This window comes from Rhodococcus sp. NS-SX18, assembly GCF_057367935.1.
Genome location: NZ_CM170633.1, coordinates 1182463 through 1200657, shown reverse-complemented (window position 1 = coordinate 1200657; position 18195 = coordinate 1182463). Strand labels below are relative to the sequence as shown.

Genomic DNA, 18195 nt, shown 5'->3' with positions numbered 1-18195 from the left:
GTAGGGGACGGGTCAGCGCGCGTCGATACTGTTGTAGTTGCGCTCGGTGTAACCGGTGTAGATCTGCCGCGGGCGGCCGATCTTCAGGGTCGGGTCGGAATGCATCTCGCGCCAGTGCGCGATCCAGCCGGGCAGGCGGCCGAGCGCGAACAGCACGGTGAACATGCGATCCGGGAATCCCATCGCCCGGTAGATCAGGCCCGTGTAGAAGTCGACGTTCGGGTACAGCTTGCGCTCGATGAAGTAGTCGTCGGTGAGCGCGGCCTCCTCGAGCTTCATCGCGATCTCGAGCAGTTCGTCGCCGGAACCGAGCTTGTTCAGGATCGAGTCCGCCGTCTTCTTGACGATGGCGGCGCGCGGGTCGTAGTTGCGGTAGACGCGGTGTCCGAAGCCCATGAGCTTGACACCGGCCTCCTTGTTCTTGACCTTGCGGACGAACTCCTTGACGTCTCCGCCGCTGGTCTTGATCTCGTCGAGCATCTCGAGGACGGCCTGGTTGGCACCGCCGTGCAGCGGGCCCCACAGGGCGTTGATGCCGCCGGAGATCGAGGTGAACAGGTTGGCGTCGGACGAACCGACGAGGCGCACCGTCGACGTCGAGCAGTTCTGCTCGTGGTCGGCGTGCAGGATCAGCAGCATGTCGAGGGCCTGCGCGACCTCCGGGTCGATCTGGTACGGCTCGGCCGGGAAGCCGAAGGTCATACGCAGGAAGTTCTCGACCAGGTTCAGCGAGTTGTCCGGGTACAGGAACGGCTGACCGACCGACTTCTTGTAGGCGTAGGCCGCGATGGTCGGCAGCTTGGCCATCAGCCGGATGGTGGACAGCTCCACCTGCTCCGGGTCGTCGGGATCGAGCGCGTCCTGGTAGTACGCCGAGAGGGCGTTGACGGCGCTGGAGACGACGGGCATCGGGTGGGCGTTGCGCGGGAAGCCGTCGAAGAAGCGCTTGAGATCCTCGTGCAGCAGCGTGTGCCGGCGGATCCGGTCGGTGAAGACTTCGAGCTGCTCCGCGGTGGGCAGCTCACCGTAGATCAGCAGGTAGCTGACCTCGATGAAGGTGGACTTCTCCGCCAGCTGCTCGATGGGGTACCCGCGGTAGCGCAGGATGCCCTTCTCCCCGTCGATGAAGGTGATGGCCGACGTGGTGGAGGCGGTGTTGACGAAACCGGGGTCAAGGGTGGTGTACCCGGTCTCCGCAAGGAGCTTGCCCAGCTCGATGCCGTCGTTGCCTTCCGTCGCCTTGGCGATAGACATTGTGTGCTCGCCACCGGGGTAGCTGAGGGTGGGTCGGGTGTCATTCTCAGCGGGCACGAAGGATCCCTCTCAAGCTCAGATCAAAGCGATTCTGCCGAACATTCACGTAGAACCTAGCCCTTGCGCAGGCCATGTGCCCAGGGAGGGTCCGTCGAAGGTCCCCGATCGCACCTGCGCGCAGACGCGCCGCCGGGGCACCGGAGCGTCCGAGAATCCCCTCCGGCACGGCGCTCACCTGCGCCGATATTGCATATCACGTTCCCGCCGCCGGTGCGGTGAGCACCCGTCCGTGTCCCGCACCGGCGGTGCAGGATCCCGTCATGCGGACAGCAGCGCGGTCAGGCCCCACCGGCCCGTCCAGGTCTGTCCGGGCTGCAGCACGACGAGATCGATGCCGAGGTTGAAGGCGTCCGGCGGGCACGTCATCGGTTCGAGCGCCAGCGCACGCCCCCGTCCCGGATACTCGAGCTCGGGCACGGCGCCTGCGGTGAACACCTGCAGCCAGCCGAACTCGCGCCCGGCCCACAACCGCACACCCCGCCCGTCGGGGCCACGCAGGTCGTGCCGGGCCCGGCCGTCCACGTCCACGTCGAGTGCGCTGTACGGGGCGTCGAGCTCGACTCCGCGCAGCGATCGCGGCGAGGTGAAGTCGAAGTCGGTGTCCTCGACCGGCTGCGAGTACGCGTTCGGCAGTCCGCGGCCGGGATCGATCGGCAGCCGGGTGCCGGCGGCCAGGCGCAGCGTGCACTCGTCGAGCGGCGCATCGCCCGCTCGGACGTACGGATGCACGCCGAGCCCGAACGGCGAGTGGTAGCCGCCGACGTTGGTGGCGGTGTGCGTGACGGTGAGGCCGTCGTCGCCCACCTCGTGGCTCACGGTGAGCCGCAGCTGGTACGGCCACCCCTTGTGCAGTCCCACATCCAGCGCCTGCTCGACTCGGAAGTCGTTGTGGGAAACCAGAACCCAATCTCGATGCCAGACGAATCCGTGGACCGCGTTGCCGCGTTCGGGTTCGGTGAGCGCGAGCTGGTGCTCGATGCCGTCGAAGTAGAAGTGCCCGTCCCGGATGCGGTTCGGCCACGGGGCGAGCACCGTGCCGGAGCGCAGCGGGGGCCGTTCGTTCGCCGGCCAGCTCTCCGTCAGCGGGTACGGCCCGTCCGCCGTCTCGTGCTCGAGTACCCGCAGCGCCGCCCCCGAGCTGGAGACCTCCGCGCGGTACCCACCCCTTCGGATCCGGTAGTTCGTCGGATCGGACATGGGCCCAGTGTCCCGCGGACGGGCGCGGCGGGTCGGGGAATCGACGATCGCGGCGGCGACCTCGCCCATCGCGGTGGGGTCGTCGGGCGGATCGGCCCGCCGGGGTGCCTCCGCGCCTACGATGACCGGATGCGACTGCGCCTCGGCCGCCCGGACCTCGCCGCCTACGCCGACCGGTTCGACGTCCCCGCCGCTACGGCGGCGTCCCGCCCGGCCGTGACGTTCCTCGGGGTGTCCACCCTGCTCGTCGACGACGGCACCGACGCGCTGCTGACCGACGGCTTCTTCACCCGCCCGGGCCTCGGTGCCGTCGCGCTGGGCCGGCTCGCACCCGACCCGGCCCGGATCGACGCGTGCCTGACCCGGGCCGGCGCGACGCGACTCGCGGCCGTCCTACCCGTCCACAGCCACTTCGACCACGTACTCGACTCCGCGGTCGTCGCCGAGCGGACGGGTGCGGTGCTCGTCGGCGGCGAATCGACGGCGAACGTCGGGCGGGGGCACGGCCTCCCGCCGGAGCGGATCGTCGTCGCCACGCCCGGCGAGCCGCTGCGGTTCGGCGGGTTCACCGTCACGCTCGTCGCGTCGGAGCACTGTCCGCCGGACCGCTACCCGGGCACGATCGACGCGCCCGTCGTCCCGCCCGCGCGGGCCGGGGCGTACCGGTGCGGTGAGGCGTGGTCGACGTTCGTCGCGCACGCCGACGGCCGTTCCCTGCTGATCCAGGGCAGTGCCGGTTTCCGGCCGGGGGCGCTCGCCGGCCGGCGCGCGGAGGTCGTCTATCTCGGCGTCGGCCAGCTCGGTGTGCAGAGCGAGGAGTACATCCGCAGCTACTGGGCGGAGACCGTCGGCACGGTCGGCGCGCGCCGGGCGGTGCTCGTGCACTGGGACGACTTCTTCCGCCCGCTCGACCGGCCGCTGCGCGCGCTGCCCTACGCCGGGGACGACCTCGACGTCACCATGCGGGTCCTCGGCGCGCTCGCCGAGCGCGACGGGGTGGAGCTGCACCTGCCGCAGGTGTGGCGGCGCGAGGATCCGTGGCGGTGACGGATTCTCCTACCCCGAGCATCCCGGTACCCCGTGGAAACGAACGGCCCGGCGCCGATCGGTGAGAGGCCGGCGCGGGTTCCGCGAATGTGCGGGTGGTCATCCGCTCGCAGTGTGCGTTGCCGCGAAGACGACGAACACCACGAACAGTGCCGCAATCCCCAGGACCGCACCCGCCAGGGCCTCCCCGTGGTTCGTCGCCGAGCCCTTGTCCACCCGGCCCAGGCCGACCCAGCCGCACACCACCGCAGCCACACCTGCGGGGATCGTGACCAGATCACCGAGAAAGGGGAGGAAGGCACACCCTGCGGCGACGATGCCCGCAACGAGGGCCGCGGTCCCCGCTCCGTTGCGGTCCGGCGATCGGACGGAACGATTCGATGGCATACCGGCTCCCGCTTCAGGGCTTGCGATCACGTCCGTCCATCGTGCCCTGCCCGCGTGGATATCGCACGAACTCCGACTCGAACACGGCCCGGGACGATCGGCAGGGGGCACCGCCATCCGCCGAGCGCCGCTACCGTTCGTTCACGAGGTCTTGGAGGCGACCAGCACCAGGCTGCGGCCGAGACCGAGGCGCTCTTGTATCTGTGTCCACCGCTGCGGGCCCAGGACTCGGCGGCCGAGTCCGTTCAGGTATCGATTGCGTACCAGCCCGACCCATCCGCGATCACCACCCGGAGCGCAGGTGTGCAGCGACCGCACTACGAACCGCGGCGCGAACAAGGCGCGCAGCCGGCGACGTGACGGCCAGTTGCGGATCTGTCCAGCTCCGGGCGGGCGCAGGGCGCTGGTGCGGTTCCAGACCGTCGGATTCTGCGTCGTGAGCACCACCGTGCCGTACGGGTCGAGCACCTCCGCGATCCGGTCGACGAACCGCGCCTGGTCCGGGACGTGGGCAATGGTCTCCAGGGAGACCACCACGTCGTAGGTGCCGGGCAGTTCGAGGTGGAGGAAGTCGCCGCTGATCCATTCGATCTGCGGATCGCTCTCGCGCAACCGTGTCAGCGCCTCGGAGGGCAGATCGACCGCGGTCACGTGCCCGAACGAGGTCAACAGCCGCGCCAGCCATCCGGTTCCGCAGCCCACCTCCAGGATGCGCAGGCCCGGTCCGCCCACCGATTCCACCGCCTCCAGTACGTGCGCGGCGCGTCGGATGTTGTCCGGGTCGGTGTCGCGTCCGGCGGCCTGACGTACCCAATCGGTCCAGAATTCGACCTGGGCGGCCATCGACGGGTCGGAATCCACAGCCGGTGTCCCTCCGTCCCTCGGACGATCCGACGTTCCGCAGCGGTCCACGCCTGCGCACTGCCGTCACAGCAAGGCGCTCGCAGCTGACGGAAAATGCCTCGGATGTCACCGTACTGCGTTTTCACTGCGGCCGGTGAACATCAGCGGATCGTGCGGTCCACCCGGTACCGCACGAACGCGGGGAAGGCGAGCACACACACCAGCACACCGACCACGACGAGGACCCCGCCGCCCGCCGCGGCGACCGCGGTGCCCACCAGCGCCGCCGCCCCGCCGTGCAGGACGTCGCCGATGCGGGGTCCGCCGGCGACGACGACGATGAACACGCCCTGCAGCCGGCCCCGCATCTCGTCGGTGGCGACGGACTGCAGCATCGTCGAACGGAACGCCGCCGAGACCATGTCGACCGCGCCGCCGAACGCGAGGAACGCCAGGGCGACCCACAACCACACCGCGGTGCCGCCCGGTTCGGCGAGGCCCACCGCGACGCCGAAGCCGACCATCGCCAGGCCCCAGGCGACGATGCACACGATCACCGCCAGCCCCTGCCGGCGCACCCGCGGCAACCAGCCAGAGAACACCCCACCGAGCACCGCACCGACCGACATCGCGGCGAACAGCAACCCGAGCGCGAACCCGCCCTCGGCGGGGTCGCCGAACGAGTCGTGCGCGATCTGCGGGAACAGCGCCCGCGGCATGCCGAACACCATCGCGACGATGTCGACGACGAAGGAGGCGAGCAGGATCTTCTGGGTGGACAGGTAGCGGAACCCGTCGAGCACCTCACGCAGGCCGGCACGCCGGGCCTGCCCGGTCGGGGGGATCGGCGGCAGCGCGAGCACCGCCCACAGCGTCGCGAGCAGTGCGACGGTGTGGATGAGATACAGGGTGGGCAGACCGAGCACGGGGATCAGGGCGCCCGCGAGCAGCGGCCCGGCGATCGCCCCGAATTGCATCACCGTCATGTTGAGCGAATTGGCAGCCGCCAGTTGGCCGTTCGGGATGAGGCGCGGGATCACGGCGGCACGGGTGGGCTGGTTGACCGCGAAGCAGGCCTGCTGCAGCGACAACAGCACCAGCACCAGCCACACGTTCGCCAGGCCCGCGGCGGCCTGCGCCCACAGCAGCAGCGACGTCACACCCATGCCCAGCGTGGTGAAGGTGAGCAGCCGGCGCCGGTCCATCACGTCGGCCAGCGCACCGCCCCACAGTCCGAACACCACGAGCGGGACGAGGGCGAACACACCGGTCAGGCCGACGTACGCCGAGCTGCGGGTGATCTCGTAGATCTGTTGGGGCACCGCCACGACGCTGAGCTGGGCGCCGACGACCGTGACGATGCCGGCGGTCCACAACCGGCGGTAGTCGCGGTTCTCGAGCGGTGTGGTGTCGGCGAGCAGCCGCCTCACGGCTGCAGACGCTCGGTGATCCACCGCCCGTCCACCAGCCGGGTCCGCACCCGGTTGTGCAGGCGGTTGGGCCGGCCTTGCCAGAACTCGACCGACTCGGGGCGGATCCGCAGCCCGCCCCAGTGCGGCGGCACCGGGATCTCGGCGTCCATGCCGTAGCGCTCGGCGACCTCGACGAGCGCATGCTCGAGCGCCGCCCGGGACTCGATCGGCCGGGACTGCTGCGAGGCCCACGCGCCCAGGCGGGAGCCGCGTGGCCGGGAATGCCAGTACTCGGCGGTCTCCTCCGCGCCGACCCGCTCGACGGGCCCGCGGACGGTGACCTGGCGGAAGATCGGGACCCAGGTGAAGGTGGCCGACGCGTAGGGCGTCGCGGCGAGTTGCCGGCCCTTGTCCGAGTCGTAGTTGGTGAAGAAGGTGACCCCGTCCGCGTCGACCCCCTTGCACAGCACGGTGCGGGTGACGGGCCGGCCGTGCTCGTCGACGGTGCCGAGCACCATCGCGTTCGGTTCGGGCAGCCCTGCCGCGGCGGCGTCGAGGAGCCAGCGGCGCAGCACCGGCAACCACCCGTCGGTGAGCCACTCGGGTTCGAGGTCCTCGTCGACGGCGGACGCGCTCTGAGGTCCGGCGGGGGTGTAGTCGACACGCATCGACGCCAGATCGGCGTGCTCGGCCGCACTCGCAGGCAGCCCCTCGGTGTTCTCGGCGCCGGGCCGTGGATCGGTGGACACGATGCTGGACACTACTCCCGGGTATCCGGGCGCCGATCCTCCCGCCCGGGGGACTACAGTCGCACCGACGAACGGAGTGGGGCGCCGATCACATCCGCCGAGTCCCGCTTCACCGGCAGTGCTGCCCGGACCGGGTTGCACCGAACGAGGAGAGCCCAACCGTCATGGCATCGCGCGCGTCTGTACCCGAGGATTTCGTCGCCGGCCTCGAAGGCGTCGTCGCCTTCACCAGTGATATCGCCGAACCCGACAAGGACGGCGGCTCGCTGCGCTACCGCGGCGTCGACATCGAGGACCTCGTCACGCGCGGGGTCACGTTCGGAGACGTGTGGGCCCTGCTGGTCGACGGCAAGTTCGGCCAGGGCCTGCCCCCGGCCGAGCCGTTCCCGCTGCCGATCCACACCGGCGACGTCCGCGTCGACGTCCAGGCCGGCCTGGCGATGCTCGCCCCCATCTGGGGCTTCGAGCCGCTCCTCGACATCGACGACGCCACCGCGCGGGAGAATCTCGCCCGCGCCGCGGTGATGGCCCTGTCGTACGTCGCGCAGTCCGCGCGCGGTATCTACCAACCCGCCGTGCCGCAGAAGCGCATCGACGAGGCCGCGACCGTCACCGAGCGGTTCATGGTGCGGTGGAAGGGTGAGCCCGACCCGGCGCACGTCGCCGCGATCGACGCGTACTGGGTCTCGGCCGCCGAGCACGGCATGAACGCCTCCACCTTCACCGCCCGCGTCATCGCCTCCACCGGCGCCGACGTCGCCGCCGCACTGTCCGGTGCGGTCGGGGCGATGTCCGGCCCGCTGCACGGTGGGGCCCCGGCGCGGGTGCTGCCGATGATCGAGGAGACCGAGCGCACCGGCGACGCCCGCGCGCTGGTCAAGGGCATCCTCGACCGCAAGGAGAAGCTGATGGGCTTCGGGCACCGCGTCTACCGCGCCGAGGATCCCCGCGCGCGGGTGCTGCGCGACACCGCAAAGCGACTGAACGCGCCGCGCTACGAGGTCGCCGCCGCGCTGGAGCAGGCCGCCCTCGCCGAGCTGCGCGAGCGTCGCCCCGACCGGGCCATCGAGACCAACGTCGAGTTCTGGGCCGCGGTGATCCTCGACTTCGCCGAGGTCCCGGCCGCGATGATGCCGGCGATGTTCACCTGCGGCCGCACCGCCGGCTGGTGCGCGCACATCCTCGAGCAGAAGCGCCTGGGCAAGCTGGTGCGCCCGGCCGCGATCTACACCGGCCCGGATGCCCGCAGCCCGGAGAGCGTCGAGGGCTGGGATTCCATCACCCACAACTGATCCACCGAGCCGGACGGACGGGCCCCGCACCGGGCGCCCGTCCGTCCGGCCGTTCCGCGGGGGCCGTCTAGACTACCGGTGCACTCGTTCCTCGACGTTTAGGACACGCATACCGATGGCTGACGCTACACCGATCATTCCCGCCGATCTCAAGCCCGCCGACGGCCGCTTCGGCTGCGGTCCCTCCAAGGTTCGTCCCGAGCAGCTGCAGTCCCTGGTCGAGGTCGGTGCCTCGGTGTTCGGTACCAGCCACCGGCAGAAGCCCGTCAAGGACGTCGTCGCCCGCATCCGTTCGGGTCTGCGCGAGCTGTTCTCCCTCCCCGACGGCTACGAGGTGGTGCTCGGCAACGGCGGCACCACCGCGTTCTGGGACGCTGCGGCGTTCGGCCTGATCCGGGAGAAGTCTCAGCACTTCACCTACGGCGAGTTCTCGTCGAAGTTCGCCACCGTCGCCAAGAAGAACCCGCTGATCGGTGACCCGATCGTGGTGGACAGCGCGCCGGGTACCGCACCGGAGATCGTCGCCGACGGATCGGCCGACCTCATCGGCTGGGCCCACAACGAGACCTCGACCGGTGTCGCGGTGCCGGTCACCCGTCCGGCCGGCTCCGAGAACGCCCTGATCGCCATCGACGCGACGTCCGGCGCCGGCGGCCTGCCCGTCGCCGCGGAGGACTTCGACGTCTACTACTTCGCGCCGCAGAAGTGCTTCGCCGCCGACGGTGGCCTGTGGATCGCACTGATGAGCCCGGCCGCGCTGGAGCGGGTGGAGGAGATCAAGGCCTCGGGCCGTTTCACCCCCGAGTTCCTGTCGCTGCCGATCGCCGTCGACAACAGCACGAAGGATCAGACGTACAACACCCCCGCGGTGGGCACGCTGCTGCTGCTGGCCGACCAGATCGAGTGGATGAACGGCAACGGCGGCCTGGCCTGGACGACGGCCCGTACCGCGGACTCGTCGTCGCGGCTGTACGCGTGGGCCGAGGCGTCCCGGTACGCCACCCCGTTCGTCGCCGATCCGGCGCTGCGCTCCCAGGTGGTCGGCACCGTCGACTTCGCCGACTCGGTCGATGCTGCGCAGGTGGCGAAGATCCTGCGCGCCAACGGGATCGTCGACACCGAGCCGTACCGCAAGCTGGGCCGCAACCAGCTGCGCGTCGGCATGTTCCCGGCAATCGACCCCGACGACATCACTGCGCTGACCAAGTGCATCGACTGGGTGGTCGACCGGATGTAGAACGGTCGCGCGACCGTTCGGGGCGGGGTCGGATCCGGGTCGGGTCCGGCCCCGTTCGCCGTCCGGGAGCCTCCCCGAACTCTCGACAACGAGTCGAGACTTTCGGGGAAACCTTGGACAATAGCGCCACGTCGGCGGATTCGCGCCACCGGCCCCCGGCGTGTCGGCGTGTCCTGCTCCGCAGGGATCACGAGTCCGTTACAGTCGGGCGGGTCAATCGCGATTCCCCGCGAGGAGGTCATGGTGCGAGAGCTTCGAGTGGTCGGCCTCGAGCCCGACGGAACGCACGTCGTGCTCGCCGATCCCGAAAACGGCGACAGATTCCGCATCCCGATCGACGACACGCTCCGCGCCGCCTCCCGAGGTGACCTCGCCCGCCTCGGGCAGATCCAGATCGAGACCACCAGTCAGCTGCGCCCCCGCGAGATCCAGGCCCGCATCCGCTGCGGCGCTTCCGTCGAGCAGGTCGCCGAGGAGGCCGGGATCCCGCTGGCGAAGGTGGAGCGGTTCGCCTACCCGGTGCTGCTCGAGCGCTCCCGCGCGGCCGAGATGGCTCAGCAGGGTCATCCGGTGCGTCCGGACGGCCCGGCCGTGCACACCCTCGCCGAGATCGTCGCCCAGGCGTTCCGGGCCCGCGGGCACAGCATCGAGGCCGCCACCTGGGACGCGTGGCGCGACGACGAGGGTCACTGGGTGGCTCAATTGCAGTGGGACGCCGGCCGGTCCACCAACGCGGCGCACTGGCGCTACCAGCCCGACGCCCACGGCGGCACGATCCTGCCGCTCGACGACACCGCCACGGAGCTGATCGATCCGGACTGCGGGCGGCCGCTGCGCTGCCTCACGCCGGTGTACACGGCGCGCGACGTCGACGACACCGGAGACAACGACGGGTCCGACCGGGAGGACGTCGTCGCCGAGACGCTCACTCTCGATCCGCCGCCCGCGGTCATCGACGCGGAGGTCGAGGAGGTCCGTCCCGCGGCGGCGAGCCTGCCCGACCCCGCCGTGGACGAGGACCGGCCGAAGCTGGCGCCGCAGCAGAATCCGGGTAAGGACAAGCGCGGCAAGCCTGCCCTGCCCTCGTGGGACGACGTGCTGCTCGGCGTGCGCAGCAACGGGCGCGGCTGAGAGCCGGACCCACCGATGGCGGCCGCGACGGTGTCGACCATCTGGTACGTCGACGCCCCCGACCCCGGCGAGGTGCTGCGCGATGCGCGGGCCGATTGCACGACGGCCCACGCACTCGTCGGCCGGCTGCATCCGGGACTGTCGTCCGAGCCGCTGGGCCGGGTGCCGCTCGCGCAGGCCGCGACCGGGGCGGCCGGCCGGGTCTACGTGGGCAGCTTCCCGGGTGTGACGGTGGTGTGCAGTCCGGACCTTGCGGCCACGCGTCCGTCGCAGCTGCCCGAACGCTGGAGGCACACCGTCGCGTCCGAGAACACCTATCTCGTCGTGTCGGATCCCGCCGGGGCACGTGGCGCCGTCGGTGCCTGGCGGCGCGGCACGCTGCGACGAGCGTTCGACGCCACGCCCGTCGACATCGTCGAGGACGACGGGCTGCCGTTCGTGTGGGAGCGGCCGTTCTGGGGCGGGGAGTTCCCCATCCGCTGGCCACTGGACGTGCTGCCCCACCCCGAGGCGTTACCGTTCCACCCCCGCCGGTTCGCCGAGGCCGCCAACGCCGCGTGGCTCGGGTTCCGCTACACGGGCCGCGCCGACGGCGAGCTCGACCCCCACGAGATCGAAGTGTGGGACTTCGAGCTGTACCGCGAGGGCGAGCGGCCGCCCACCGACCGGGACGCGCCGGGCGCCCGGCCCGCACGACGGCGGTGGTGGCCGCGCCGGATCTCCGCGCCCGGCCGCGCACTGTCCGGACGTACGCGCGCGGAATAGCCGGTGCAGCTGGTAGATTCGTTCGCGGCTGTGGATCGGCTCAGAACGCCGCCGCGGCGAGCAGTGCAATCCAGCCGACCGGGACACCGGCGGCGACACCGGCGGCGATCCACCGCCACAGCGGTATCCGACGCCACCACCACAGGGTGGGGGCGATCCCGGCGGCGACGACGAGGTTGACGATCACCGCGAGCAGTGGGTGCACGCGCCCGAGTTCGAGCCCGAACGCCACAATCGTCACCACCGTGACGACGAGGGCGAAACCCGTCAGCGTCAGCCCCGTCGACCACGGTGTCGACGGGGCGCGCGGGGGCGCGATCACCGCGGGATCCGTACCCGCTCGTAGAACGCCATCGCCGCGGCCGTGGCGACGTTGAGCGAGTCGGTGCCCGGGGCCATCGGAATGCGCGCCCGCACGTCCGTCGCGCGCATCGCGTGCTCGGTCAGCCCCGGACCCTCGGCACCGAGGAGCAGCGCGACCTTCTCCCCCGTCATCGCCTCGGCCAGCGGCACGGCCTCGGGATTCGGGGTGAGCGAAATGAGCTGGAAGCCGCGCCCCCGCAGCCGGTCCAGATCGTGCGGCCACCGTTCGACGTGCGCGAACGGCACTCGCAGCACATGGCCCATCGAGACCCGCACCGACCGTCGGTACAGCGGGTCGGCGCAGCCCTTGCCGAACACGACGGCATCGACACCGAGGCCGGCGGCGTTGCGGAACATCGAGCCGAGGTTCTCGTGGTCGTTGACACCCTCGAGCACCGCCACGGTGGTGGCTTTCTCCAGGACGTCGTCGAGGTCGAGCGCCGGTGGCCGGTGCGCCGCGGCGAGCACCCCGCGGTTGAGGTGGAAGCCGACGACCTCAGCCATGACCTCGGCCGAGGTGCGGTAGAACGGCACGTCGACGTCGCGCAGGTCGTCGGCGAGTTCACCGAGACGACGATCCACCCCGAGCAGGCTGCCGGGGGTGAACCGCGAGTCGAGCATCCGCTGGACGACGAGCACGCCCTCCGCGATCACCAGTCCCTTGCCGGCCGGCAGGTCGGGCCGGCGATCCGACGAGTTGAGGTCTCGGAAGTCGCCCAGCCGGGGGTCGGCGGGATCCTCGATGTCGACGATGTGCACCACGCCGTCGATTCTCCCAGGCCACGTCGCGGACCCGTCGGCGGGTTCACCGAACACATCCCGGCCACGAGGACCGGGATCGGCTCATTCCGCTTCGCTGACCAGCTTGTTGATGATCTCCACCGCGTCCCCGAGCGTGGCGAGGCTGGCCTCGTCCAAGGTGGCGAGGCGTTCGGTCAGCCACGCCTCGCGGGCCTGCTGTTCGTCGATCAGCAGTGCCCGGCCCGCATCCGAGAGCGAGACGATGATCTGCCGGCCGTCCGTGGGATGCGGGGTCCGCTCGACGAGCCCGAGCTCGTCGAGCGAGGCGATCACCCGCGTCATGGACGGCGGCTGGACCTTCTCGCGTGCGGCCAGCACACCGGGGGTCATCGCTCCCTCCTGCCTCAGCGTGCTCATGGCCGACAGCTGAGTCAGGGACACTCGGGAATCGGAGCGCCGCCCCCGCAAATGGCGCGTCAGGCGCACGACTGCCAACGAAAGGTCGCCGGCGAGCGTGCGATGTTCCGATGTCATGGCGTGCACAATACGGGACCGACCGGACACATCGCGCCGCATGTCAGGTGAGCAGTTCGGTGATCGGGTCCACCGCGAAGTAGGCGACGAACAAGCCCGCCACCACCCAGAGCAGCGGGTGCACCGACCGCGCCTTCCCGGCCGCTGCGTGCAGGACGACCCACGTGATGAAGCCGACGCCGATGCCGTTGGCGATCGAGTACGTGAACGGCATGACGACGATCGTGAGGAACGCGGGCAACGCGATGGCGAACTGGGTGAAGTCGATGTCGCGGACCTGCCCGATCATGAGGGCGCCGACCACCACGAGAGCCGGAGCGGCGGCCTCGACGGGCACCATCTCGTAGAGCGGGGTGAGGAACATCGCGGCGAGGAACAGCACGCCGGTCACCACGTTTGCCAGACCGGTGCGCGCCCCCTCGGCGATGCCGGAGGCCGACTCGACGAACACCGTGTTCGACGACGCGGAGCCCACACCGCCGGCGATGGCCCCCGTGCCCTCGACGACGAGGGCACGGCCGATGCCGGGCAGGTTGCCGTCCTTGTCGGTGAGGCCGGCTTCCTTACCCAGGCCGGTCATCGTGCCCATCGCGTCGAAGAAGTTGGCGAGGACGAGGGTGAACACGAGCAGGGTCGCGGCGATCACGCCGATCCGGGTGAACGCACCGAAGAGGTCGACATTGCCCACCAGGCTCAGATCCGGCACACCGGCGACCTTCTCGGGCACCTCCGGGGTGCTCAGGTTCCAGCCCTTCGGGTCGGTGCCCTGCGACGGCCCGACCCCGGCGACCGCTTCGACGATCGCCGCGACCACCGTGGTCGCGACGATGCCGATGAGCAGGCCGCCGGGCACCCGGCGCACGACGAGCACCCCCATGAGCAGCACACCGAACACGAACACCGCGGTCGGCCACGAGGCGATCGAACCGTCGATGCCCAGCCCGACGGGGACGGTGGTGCCGGCCGCGTCCGGCAGGCGGCGCACGAATCCGGCGTCGACCATGCCGATCAGGGCGATGAACGCGCCGATACCGGCCGCGATGGCCGCCTTCAGCTCGGGCGGGATCGCGTTGAACACCGCGGTGCGGAAGCCGGTGACGGCGAGAATCACGATGATGATGCCGTCGATCACCACGAGGCCCATCGCTTCGGGCCAGGTGACCTGGGGCGCGATGGTGACCGCCAGCAGGGTGTTGATGCCCAGGCCGGCCGCGATGGCGAACGGATAGTTGGCGACGATGCCGAAGACGATGCTCATCAGTCCGGCCACCAGCGCGGTGACGGCCGCGACCTGGTTGACGGGCAGGATGTTGCCGAGCACGTCGACCTTGGCCGTGGCGTCGTCCGGGGAGAAGCTGCCCAGGATCAGCGGATTGAGTACCACGATGTAGGCCATCGCGACGAACGTGACGACACCACCGCGCACCTCCCGCGAGACCGTCGATCCCCGTTCGGTGATCTTGAAGTAGGTGTCGAGGAAGGAGGTGCCGGTCACCGTGCCGGACTTCCGCTCTGAGGATTGGGCCATATCGACTTCCGCTCTGGGGTGGGGGTGCGTCGCAACGGGAGATTATTGCAATCGGGCTGGACTAGCCTGAAATCGTGAACGACGCACACACGGTCGCCGAGCGGACCCGGCGCCTCGCCGACCCCCGTCCCGCACTGGCGATCGGCACGGCGCTGTGGACGGTCGCGACGATCGTCGTGCTCGCCGCGGGTGACCGGTGGTCGGCCGCACTGCCCGTGTGCGTAGCGGGAATCGTCGTGGGACTCTTGGGTTTCGCCGTGTTCCTCGTGCAGCGCCGGGCCGCGCGGCTGGGCCGGCGCGGCGCGCAGGTCGGACTCGACTGACGAGGGGCCGTGCCGCCCGGTGTCACGGCCGGGGCGACAGCCGGGCCCGCACCCGCGTGATCAACCCCACCCACAGCAACGCCCACAGCGACCCCAGCACCCACCCGGCGACGACGTCGGTCAGCCAGTGGGCCGCGAGGTAGACCCGCGAGAGCCCGACCGCGAGCGTGTAGGCGCCGAGAGCGCAGTACGCCACGAGCGCCCGGTGGCTGCGGGGCGGCGACCGGCGGGCGATCACGGCGGCGAGCACCGTCGCCAGCATCGCGGTCATCATGGCGTGCCCGGACGGGAACGAGTGGGTGGTCAGGTCGATCAGTCGTTCGGGCTGCGGCGGGCGTTCCCGGCCGAACTGCAGCTTGAGCAGGCTCATCAACGGCCAGCCCGTCAGGATCGTCGCGGACAGCAGCAGCGCATCGTCGCGGCGGCCTGCACGCAGCATCAGCACCGTCAGCGCCGCCGTGACGACGGCGATCGCGGTCATGCCTCCCGAGTGGGTGACGGCGGTGACGAGGGCGGTCAGCGTGGGCTCGCGCAGCTCCACCACACCCTCGAGGGTCGTCGTGTCGATACTCATCGCGGCTCCACCGGCGAGAGCGCCGCGACGGCGGCGGCCAGTCCCGGCGCGGTGCAGTGCGTCGTGCCGCTGCCGTCCACCCACCACGCGACCTCGTGCTCGCCGGTGACCGCGCCCGAGCAGCGCACGGTCAGCCGCTCGTGCACGACGAGCGGTCCGCGCGGCAGCGTCCGCCCCGCGGCGGCCGCCGCGAGCACCGCGGCCGGCTCGTTCCGCCATTCGGTCGCGCGACCCGGGCCCGTGACGTGGCCGGACACCTCGGCCGAGGCGAGGGGCACGTCGAGGAGGTCGGCGAGGACCGGCGCGGTGGGCAGGGTGCCGAGCACGAGCCGGTCGGCGGGAATCACGGCGGCAAGCCACGGCCGGTCCAGGACCAGTGCGTGCGCGGCATCGACGGTCGTCCCGGCGAGGCTGCGGACGGAGTCGGGCAGGTGCAGGTCGTCGAGGTCGAGTACGCCGGTGGCGCTCGCCGCGGTCAGGGCGGCGTGGGCGTGGACGGTGACGGCCGGGGCGGGGGTGCGGCCAGGATCGGCGAGGAGGTCGAGGAGCAGCGCGGCGGTCTCGGTGCTCTCGACGTCCGTCGCGGCCAGACACGACCGCAGACGGTCCGCCTCCGGGTGCGGGCAGGGGTCGAGCAGCCCGGCGAACGCGTCGTCGTCGGGGGCACGCAGGTGCCCGAGGTTCCGGCCGTCCAGCGTCGCGAAGGTACGCAGCCACCAGGCGGTGTAGCCGTGACGGTCGTCGAGGGCCGCGGCGGTGCCGGGATCGGCGACGAGGAGCGACAGGGCCCGGTCCCAGCACGCATCGTCGACCAGGTCGAGATCGCGCACGGCCACGAGCAGTTCGGGGTCCCCGTCGAGGGTTTCCCACCACTGTTCCTCGTCGGGCAGGTCGTGATCGGGACCGGTGGGCAGTTCGGCGCGCAGCACCGTGAAACCCCATCCCACGCCGACCGCCCGCAGCGCGTCGACGTCGTACCGTTCGGCCACCTGCGGATCGAGGGTGGCGAACGGCGCGTCCGCCACCAGCACCTCGGCGAGGGGGGCCTCCGGCAGCAACAGTTCGTCCGCGGGCACGAGTTCACCGTCGACGTCGGGCAGCAGCAGCGCTCCGAGCTCCCGGGGCACCGCCCCGGCCGGTACCTGCGCGGCCAGCCGGAGCACTACGTCCGCCAGTTCGGCCGTCGCCTCGGAGTCCGCGGCGTCGACGTCCTCGACCGCCGCGAGCAGCGCCGGATCCGCGAGCAGATCCGCCGCCGTGACCGTGCCGGCGCCGAGCCGGGTGAGCAGCGGGTGCGCGGCGTCCGGATGCACGAGACGCATCCACGGCAGCCGCAGCGGCCCGACGTCCGTGCCCAGCACGACGGTCCTCGGCCCGGTCACGGTGCGCCCGTCCGACAGCGGGACCGGGATCGCGGCGAGTTCCTCGGCGACCACCGCGTCGACGACCAACGGGGTGAGCGCCTCGTACAGCCGGTGCCACCACGCGGGCTCACGCTCGACACCGGCGAGCAGCTCGGCGATCCGCGCCGGCCCGAGCCGGTGCACGTCGACGGCACCGAGCGCCGCCGCGTGCCGCGGTCCGCACAGATCGGGCCGGATCAGGCCGGGCACGACGTCGGCGAGGACACCGGCGAGCTCGTCGGTCAGACCGGTCAGCGCGGCGGCGCGGTCCGGGAGCAGATCGTCGCCACCGTCGGCCGGGGGCAGCCACGGATGCGCGCGCAGCTCCTGCAGCACGGCCTCCCGCAGCAGCGCGTCGACCTCGCTGCGTGCGAAACCGGGAACCGGAACCATCGACGGCCGCTGCCGCGGGGGCAGGGCCGCGACGAAGTCGGCGTAACCGCGGGCGAGCCCGGCCACGGGGGCGCCGGGGAGCAGGCGGCGCCGGTCGGGTTGCATGGGCACGTCGGCGATCACCAGCGCGGGCAGCGAGAGTTCCTCGTCCGAGCGGGTGGGAGCACGCAGCACGTCCTGTGACACCGGTACCGGCACCCCGTCCACGACCGGAACGAGCCAGCGGGCGTGCGGGCCCGCGTACTCCCACCAGGTCCGCTCCCCCACGGCAACGACGCGCAGTCCGGACTCGGTGTCGGTGCAGGTGCGGGGGAGCGCGCGATCGCCGACCGTGACGGTGGTCAGGGCGGGCAGCTCGAGGAGCAGGTCGACGGCCTCCGTGGCGAACCCGCCGAGCAGCGCGTCGGCGTCGATGCCGGCACGCAGCCGCAGCACCACCTCGGTGTCCCAGCCCGGTGCGGGCGGCGTGGGCCCCGGCCAGGCGAGGCGCAGCACCGGAACGCCGGACTCCGGGACGGGCAGGTCGCGGTCGGCGAGCGCGTCCCGGGTGCGTTCGGCGGAGAAGTGGATCGAGCCGGAACGCGAACGGATCTCGATGTCCGCGCTGACCGCGGCGACGGCGGTGAACCCGACCCCGAACCGGCCGACACCGCTCGTCTTGCTCGACGCGCGCAGTGCCGTCAACGCCTGCACGCCGGTCTCGTCGAGCACCGCGCCGGTGTTCGCGACGTGCAGGTCGTCGCCGTCCCGCCACAGGCACAGCGCCCCCGGCACGCCCGCGCGCGCAGCGGCGTCGGCCGCATTCTGCGCGAGTTCGGTCAGCACCCGGTTCCGGTAGCCGGCCCGGACGAGGTCGGCCTCGGTGGCGGCGTCCTCCCGCAGCCGGGTCGGGGACGACGCCCAGGCCAGCAGGATGCCCTCGCGCAGCGCCGCTGTCCCGAAGGGGTCGGGGCGCGGCATCG

The 18195-nt window shown here is 71.5% G+C and carries 18 protein-coding genes; 6 read left to right on the top strand and 12 right to left on the bottom strand.

The window, feature by feature from the left end; translation table 11 throughout:
• Positions 1-12: 12 nt before the first annotated feature.
• The gene (locus AC2IPW_RS05575; protein ID WP_486376460.1) at positions 13-1311 is read right to left on the bottom strand and encodes a citrate synthase; all 1299 of its coding nucleotides are present in this window, start codon (positions 1309-1311) and stop codon (positions 13-15) included.
• A 261-nt stretch (positions 1312-1572) separates the two neighbouring features.
• Positions 1573-2511: an aldose 1-epimerase family protein gene (locus tag AC2IPW_RS05570; RefSeq protein WP_486376459.1), complete on the bottom strand. Its 939-nt coding sequence runs from the start codon at positions 2509-2511 to the stop codon at positions 1573-1575.
• Between the two features lie 129 nt (positions 2512-2640).
• On the opposite strand from AC2IPW_RS05570, the gene AC2IPW_RS05565 reads away from it, so the two are divergent.
• Positions 2641-3558 (top strand): MBL fold metallo-hydrolase, encoded by a 918-nt coding sequence (locus AC2IPW_RS05565; RefSeq protein ID WP_486376458.1) that lies wholly within the window; start codon positions 2641-2643, stop codon positions 3556-3558.
• Between the two features lie 99 nt (positions 3559-3657).
• Here the strand turns inward: AC2IPW_RS05565 and AC2IPW_RS05560 are convergent, their stop codons facing one another.
• From AC2IPW_RS05560 to pdxH, 4 genes are all read right to left on the bottom strand, one after another.
• On the bottom strand, positions 3658-3945 hold the full coding sequence (locus tag AC2IPW_RS05560) for a hypothetical protein (protein ID WP_054372928.1): 288 nt from the start codon (positions 3943-3945) through the stop codon (positions 3658-3660).
• A gap of 141 nt (positions 3946-4086) precedes the next feature.
• Positions 4087-4806: a class I SAM-dependent methyltransferase gene (locus AC2IPW_RS05555; RefSeq protein WP_486376457.1), complete on the bottom strand. Its 720-nt coding sequence runs from the start codon at positions 4804-4806 to the stop codon at positions 4087-4089.
• A 143-nt stretch (positions 4807-4949) separates the two neighbouring features.
• Positions 4950-6218 carry an MFS transporter gene (locus tag AC2IPW_RS05550; RefSeq protein ID WP_003936401.1) on the bottom strand — a complete coding sequence of 423 codons (1269 nt, stop codon included), beginning with the start codon at positions 6216-6218 and terminating at the stop codon, positions 4950-4952.
• Entirely contained in the window at positions 6215-6868 is a 654-nt protein-coding gene (pdxH, locus tag AC2IPW_RS05545) for a pyridoxamine 5'-phosphate oxidase (protein WP_054372933.1), read from the bottom strand. Before pdxH ends, AC2IPW_RS05550 begins: the two co-directional genes overlap by 4 nt.
• 245 nt (positions 6869-7113) lie before the next feature.
• Here pdxH and AC2IPW_RS05540 point away from each other — a divergent pair, with 245 nt between their 5' ends.
• The 4 genes from AC2IPW_RS05540 (at position 7114) to AC2IPW_RS05525 (ending at position 11374) form a co-directional block, all read left to right on the top strand.
• Positions 7114-8241, top strand: a complete 1128-nt coding sequence (locus AC2IPW_RS05540; RefSeq protein ID WP_003936403.1) for a citrate synthase 2 — start codon at positions 7114-7116, stop codon at positions 8239-8241.
• A 115-nt stretch (positions 8242-8356) separates the two neighbouring features.
• On the top strand, positions 8357-9478 hold the full coding sequence (gene serC / locus AC2IPW_RS05535; protein WP_003936404.1) for a phosphoserine transaminase: 1122 nt from the start codon (positions 8357-8359) through the stop codon (positions 9476-9478).
• A gap of 243 nt (positions 9479-9721) precedes the next feature.
• A complete protein-coding gene (gene sepH / locus AC2IPW_RS05530; RefSeq protein WP_486376974.1) occupies positions 9722-10609 on the top strand; it encodes a septation protein SepH in 888 nt (295 codons plus the stop codon).
• Between the two features lie 15 nt (positions 10610-10624).
• Positions 10625-11374: a DUF6928 family protein gene (locus AC2IPW_RS05525; protein ID WP_486376456.1), complete on the top strand. Its 750-nt coding sequence runs from the start codon at positions 10625-10627 to the stop codon at positions 11372-11374.
• 40 nt (positions 11375-11414) lie between these two features.
• Here AC2IPW_RS05525 and AC2IPW_RS05520 read toward each other — a convergent pair whose 3' ends face one another.
• The 4 genes from AC2IPW_RS05520 to AC2IPW_RS05505 form a co-directional block, all read right to left on the bottom strand.
• Positions 11415-11696 carry a DUF2537 domain-containing protein gene (locus AC2IPW_RS05520; protein WP_486376455.1) on the bottom strand — a complete coding sequence of 94 codons (282 nt, stop codon included), beginning with the start codon at positions 11694-11696 and terminating at the stop codon, positions 11415-11417.
• Positions 11693-12499: a TrmH family RNA methyltransferase gene (locus AC2IPW_RS05515; protein ID WP_054375301.1), complete on the bottom strand. Its 807-nt coding sequence runs from the start codon at positions 12497-12499 to the stop codon at positions 11693-11695. Before AC2IPW_RS05515 ends, AC2IPW_RS05520 begins: the two co-directional genes overlap by 4 nt.
• Before the next feature lie 81 nt (positions 12500-12580).
• Positions 12581-13012: an Rv0880 family HTH-type transcriptional regulator gene (locus AC2IPW_RS05510; RefSeq protein WP_003936409.1), complete on the bottom strand. Its 432-nt coding sequence runs from the start codon at positions 13010-13012 to the stop codon at positions 12581-12583.
• 43 nt (positions 13013-13055) lie between these two features.
• Complete coding sequence (locus tag AC2IPW_RS05505) at positions 13056-14540, bottom strand: NCS2 family permease (RefSeq protein ID WP_486376454.1); 1485 nt, start codon at positions 14538-14540, stop codon at positions 13056-13058.
• Positions 14541-14614: 74 nt separating this feature from the next.
• Here AC2IPW_RS05505 and AC2IPW_RS05500 point away from each other — a divergent pair, with 74 nt between their 5' ends.
• Entirely contained in the window at positions 14615-14863 is a 249-nt protein-coding gene (locus tag AC2IPW_RS05500; protein ID WP_486376453.1) for a DUF2530 domain-containing protein, read from the top strand.
• A 22-nt stretch (positions 14864-14885) separates the two neighbouring features.
• Here AC2IPW_RS05500 and AC2IPW_RS05495 read toward each other — a convergent pair whose 3' ends face one another.
• Together AC2IPW_RS05495 and AC2IPW_RS05490 are read right to left on the bottom strand one after the other, a co-directional pair.
• Positions 14886-15437, bottom strand: coding sequence for a phosphatase PAP2 family protein (locus AC2IPW_RS05495; RefSeq protein ID WP_040782219.1), 552 nt, complete (start codon positions 15435-15437; stop codon positions 14886-14888).
• A complete protein-coding gene (locus AC2IPW_RS05490) occupies positions 15434-18193 on the bottom strand; it encodes a sacsin N-terminal ATP-binding-like domain-containing protein (protein ID WP_486376452.1) in 2760 nt (919 codons plus the stop codon). Before AC2IPW_RS05490 ends, AC2IPW_RS05495 begins: the two co-directional genes overlap by 4 nt.
• Positions 18194-18195 lie beyond the last annotated feature (2 nt).

Excerpts from the sequence above, each read along its gene's own strand:
- AC2IPW_RS05570 (WP_486376459.1), bottom strand. The coding sequence starts at position 2,511 with ATGTCCGATCCGACGAACTACCGGATCCGAAGGGGTGGGTACCGCGCG.
- AC2IPW_RS05565 (WP_486376458.1), top strand. The coding sequence starts at position 2,641 with ATGCGACTGCGCCTCGGCCGCCCGGACCTCGCCGCCTACGCCGACCGG.
- AC2IPW_RS05560 (WP_054372928.1), bottom strand. The coding sequence starts at position 3,945 with ATGCCATCGAATCGTTCCGTCCGATCGCCGGACCGCAACGGAGCGGGG.
- pdxH (WP_054372933.1), bottom strand. The coding sequence starts at position 6,868 with ATGCGTGTCGACTACACCCCCGCCGGACCTCAGAGCGCGTCCGCCGTC.
- AC2IPW_RS05540 (WP_003936403.1), top strand. The coding sequence starts at position 7,114 with ATGGCATCGCGCGCGTCTGTACCCGAGGATTTCGTCGCCGGCCTCGAA.
- serC (WP_003936404.1), top strand. The coding sequence starts at position 8,357 with ATGGCTGACGCTACACCGATCATTCCCGCCGATCTCAAGCCCGCCGAC.
- AC2IPW_RS05525 (WP_486376456.1), top strand. The coding sequence starts at position 10,625 with ATGGCGGCCGCGACGGTGTCGACCATCTGGTACGTCGACGCCCCCGAC.
- AC2IPW_RS05510 (WP_003936409.1), bottom strand. The coding sequence starts at position 13,012 with ATGACATCGGAACATCGCACGCTCGCCGGCGACCTTTCGTTGGCAGTC.
- AC2IPW_RS05505 (WP_486376454.1), bottom strand. The coding sequence starts at position 14,540 with ATGGCCCAATCCTCAGAGCGGAAGTCCGGCACGGTGACCGGCACCTCC.
- AC2IPW_RS05495 (WP_040782219.1), bottom strand. The coding sequence starts at position 15,437 with ATGAGTATCGACACGACGACCCTCGAGGGTGTGGTGGAGCTGCGCGAG.
- AC2IPW_RS05490 (WP_486376452.1), bottom strand. The coding sequence starts at position 18,193 with ATGCCGCGCCCCGACCCCTTCGGGACAGCGGCGCTGCGCGAGGGCATC.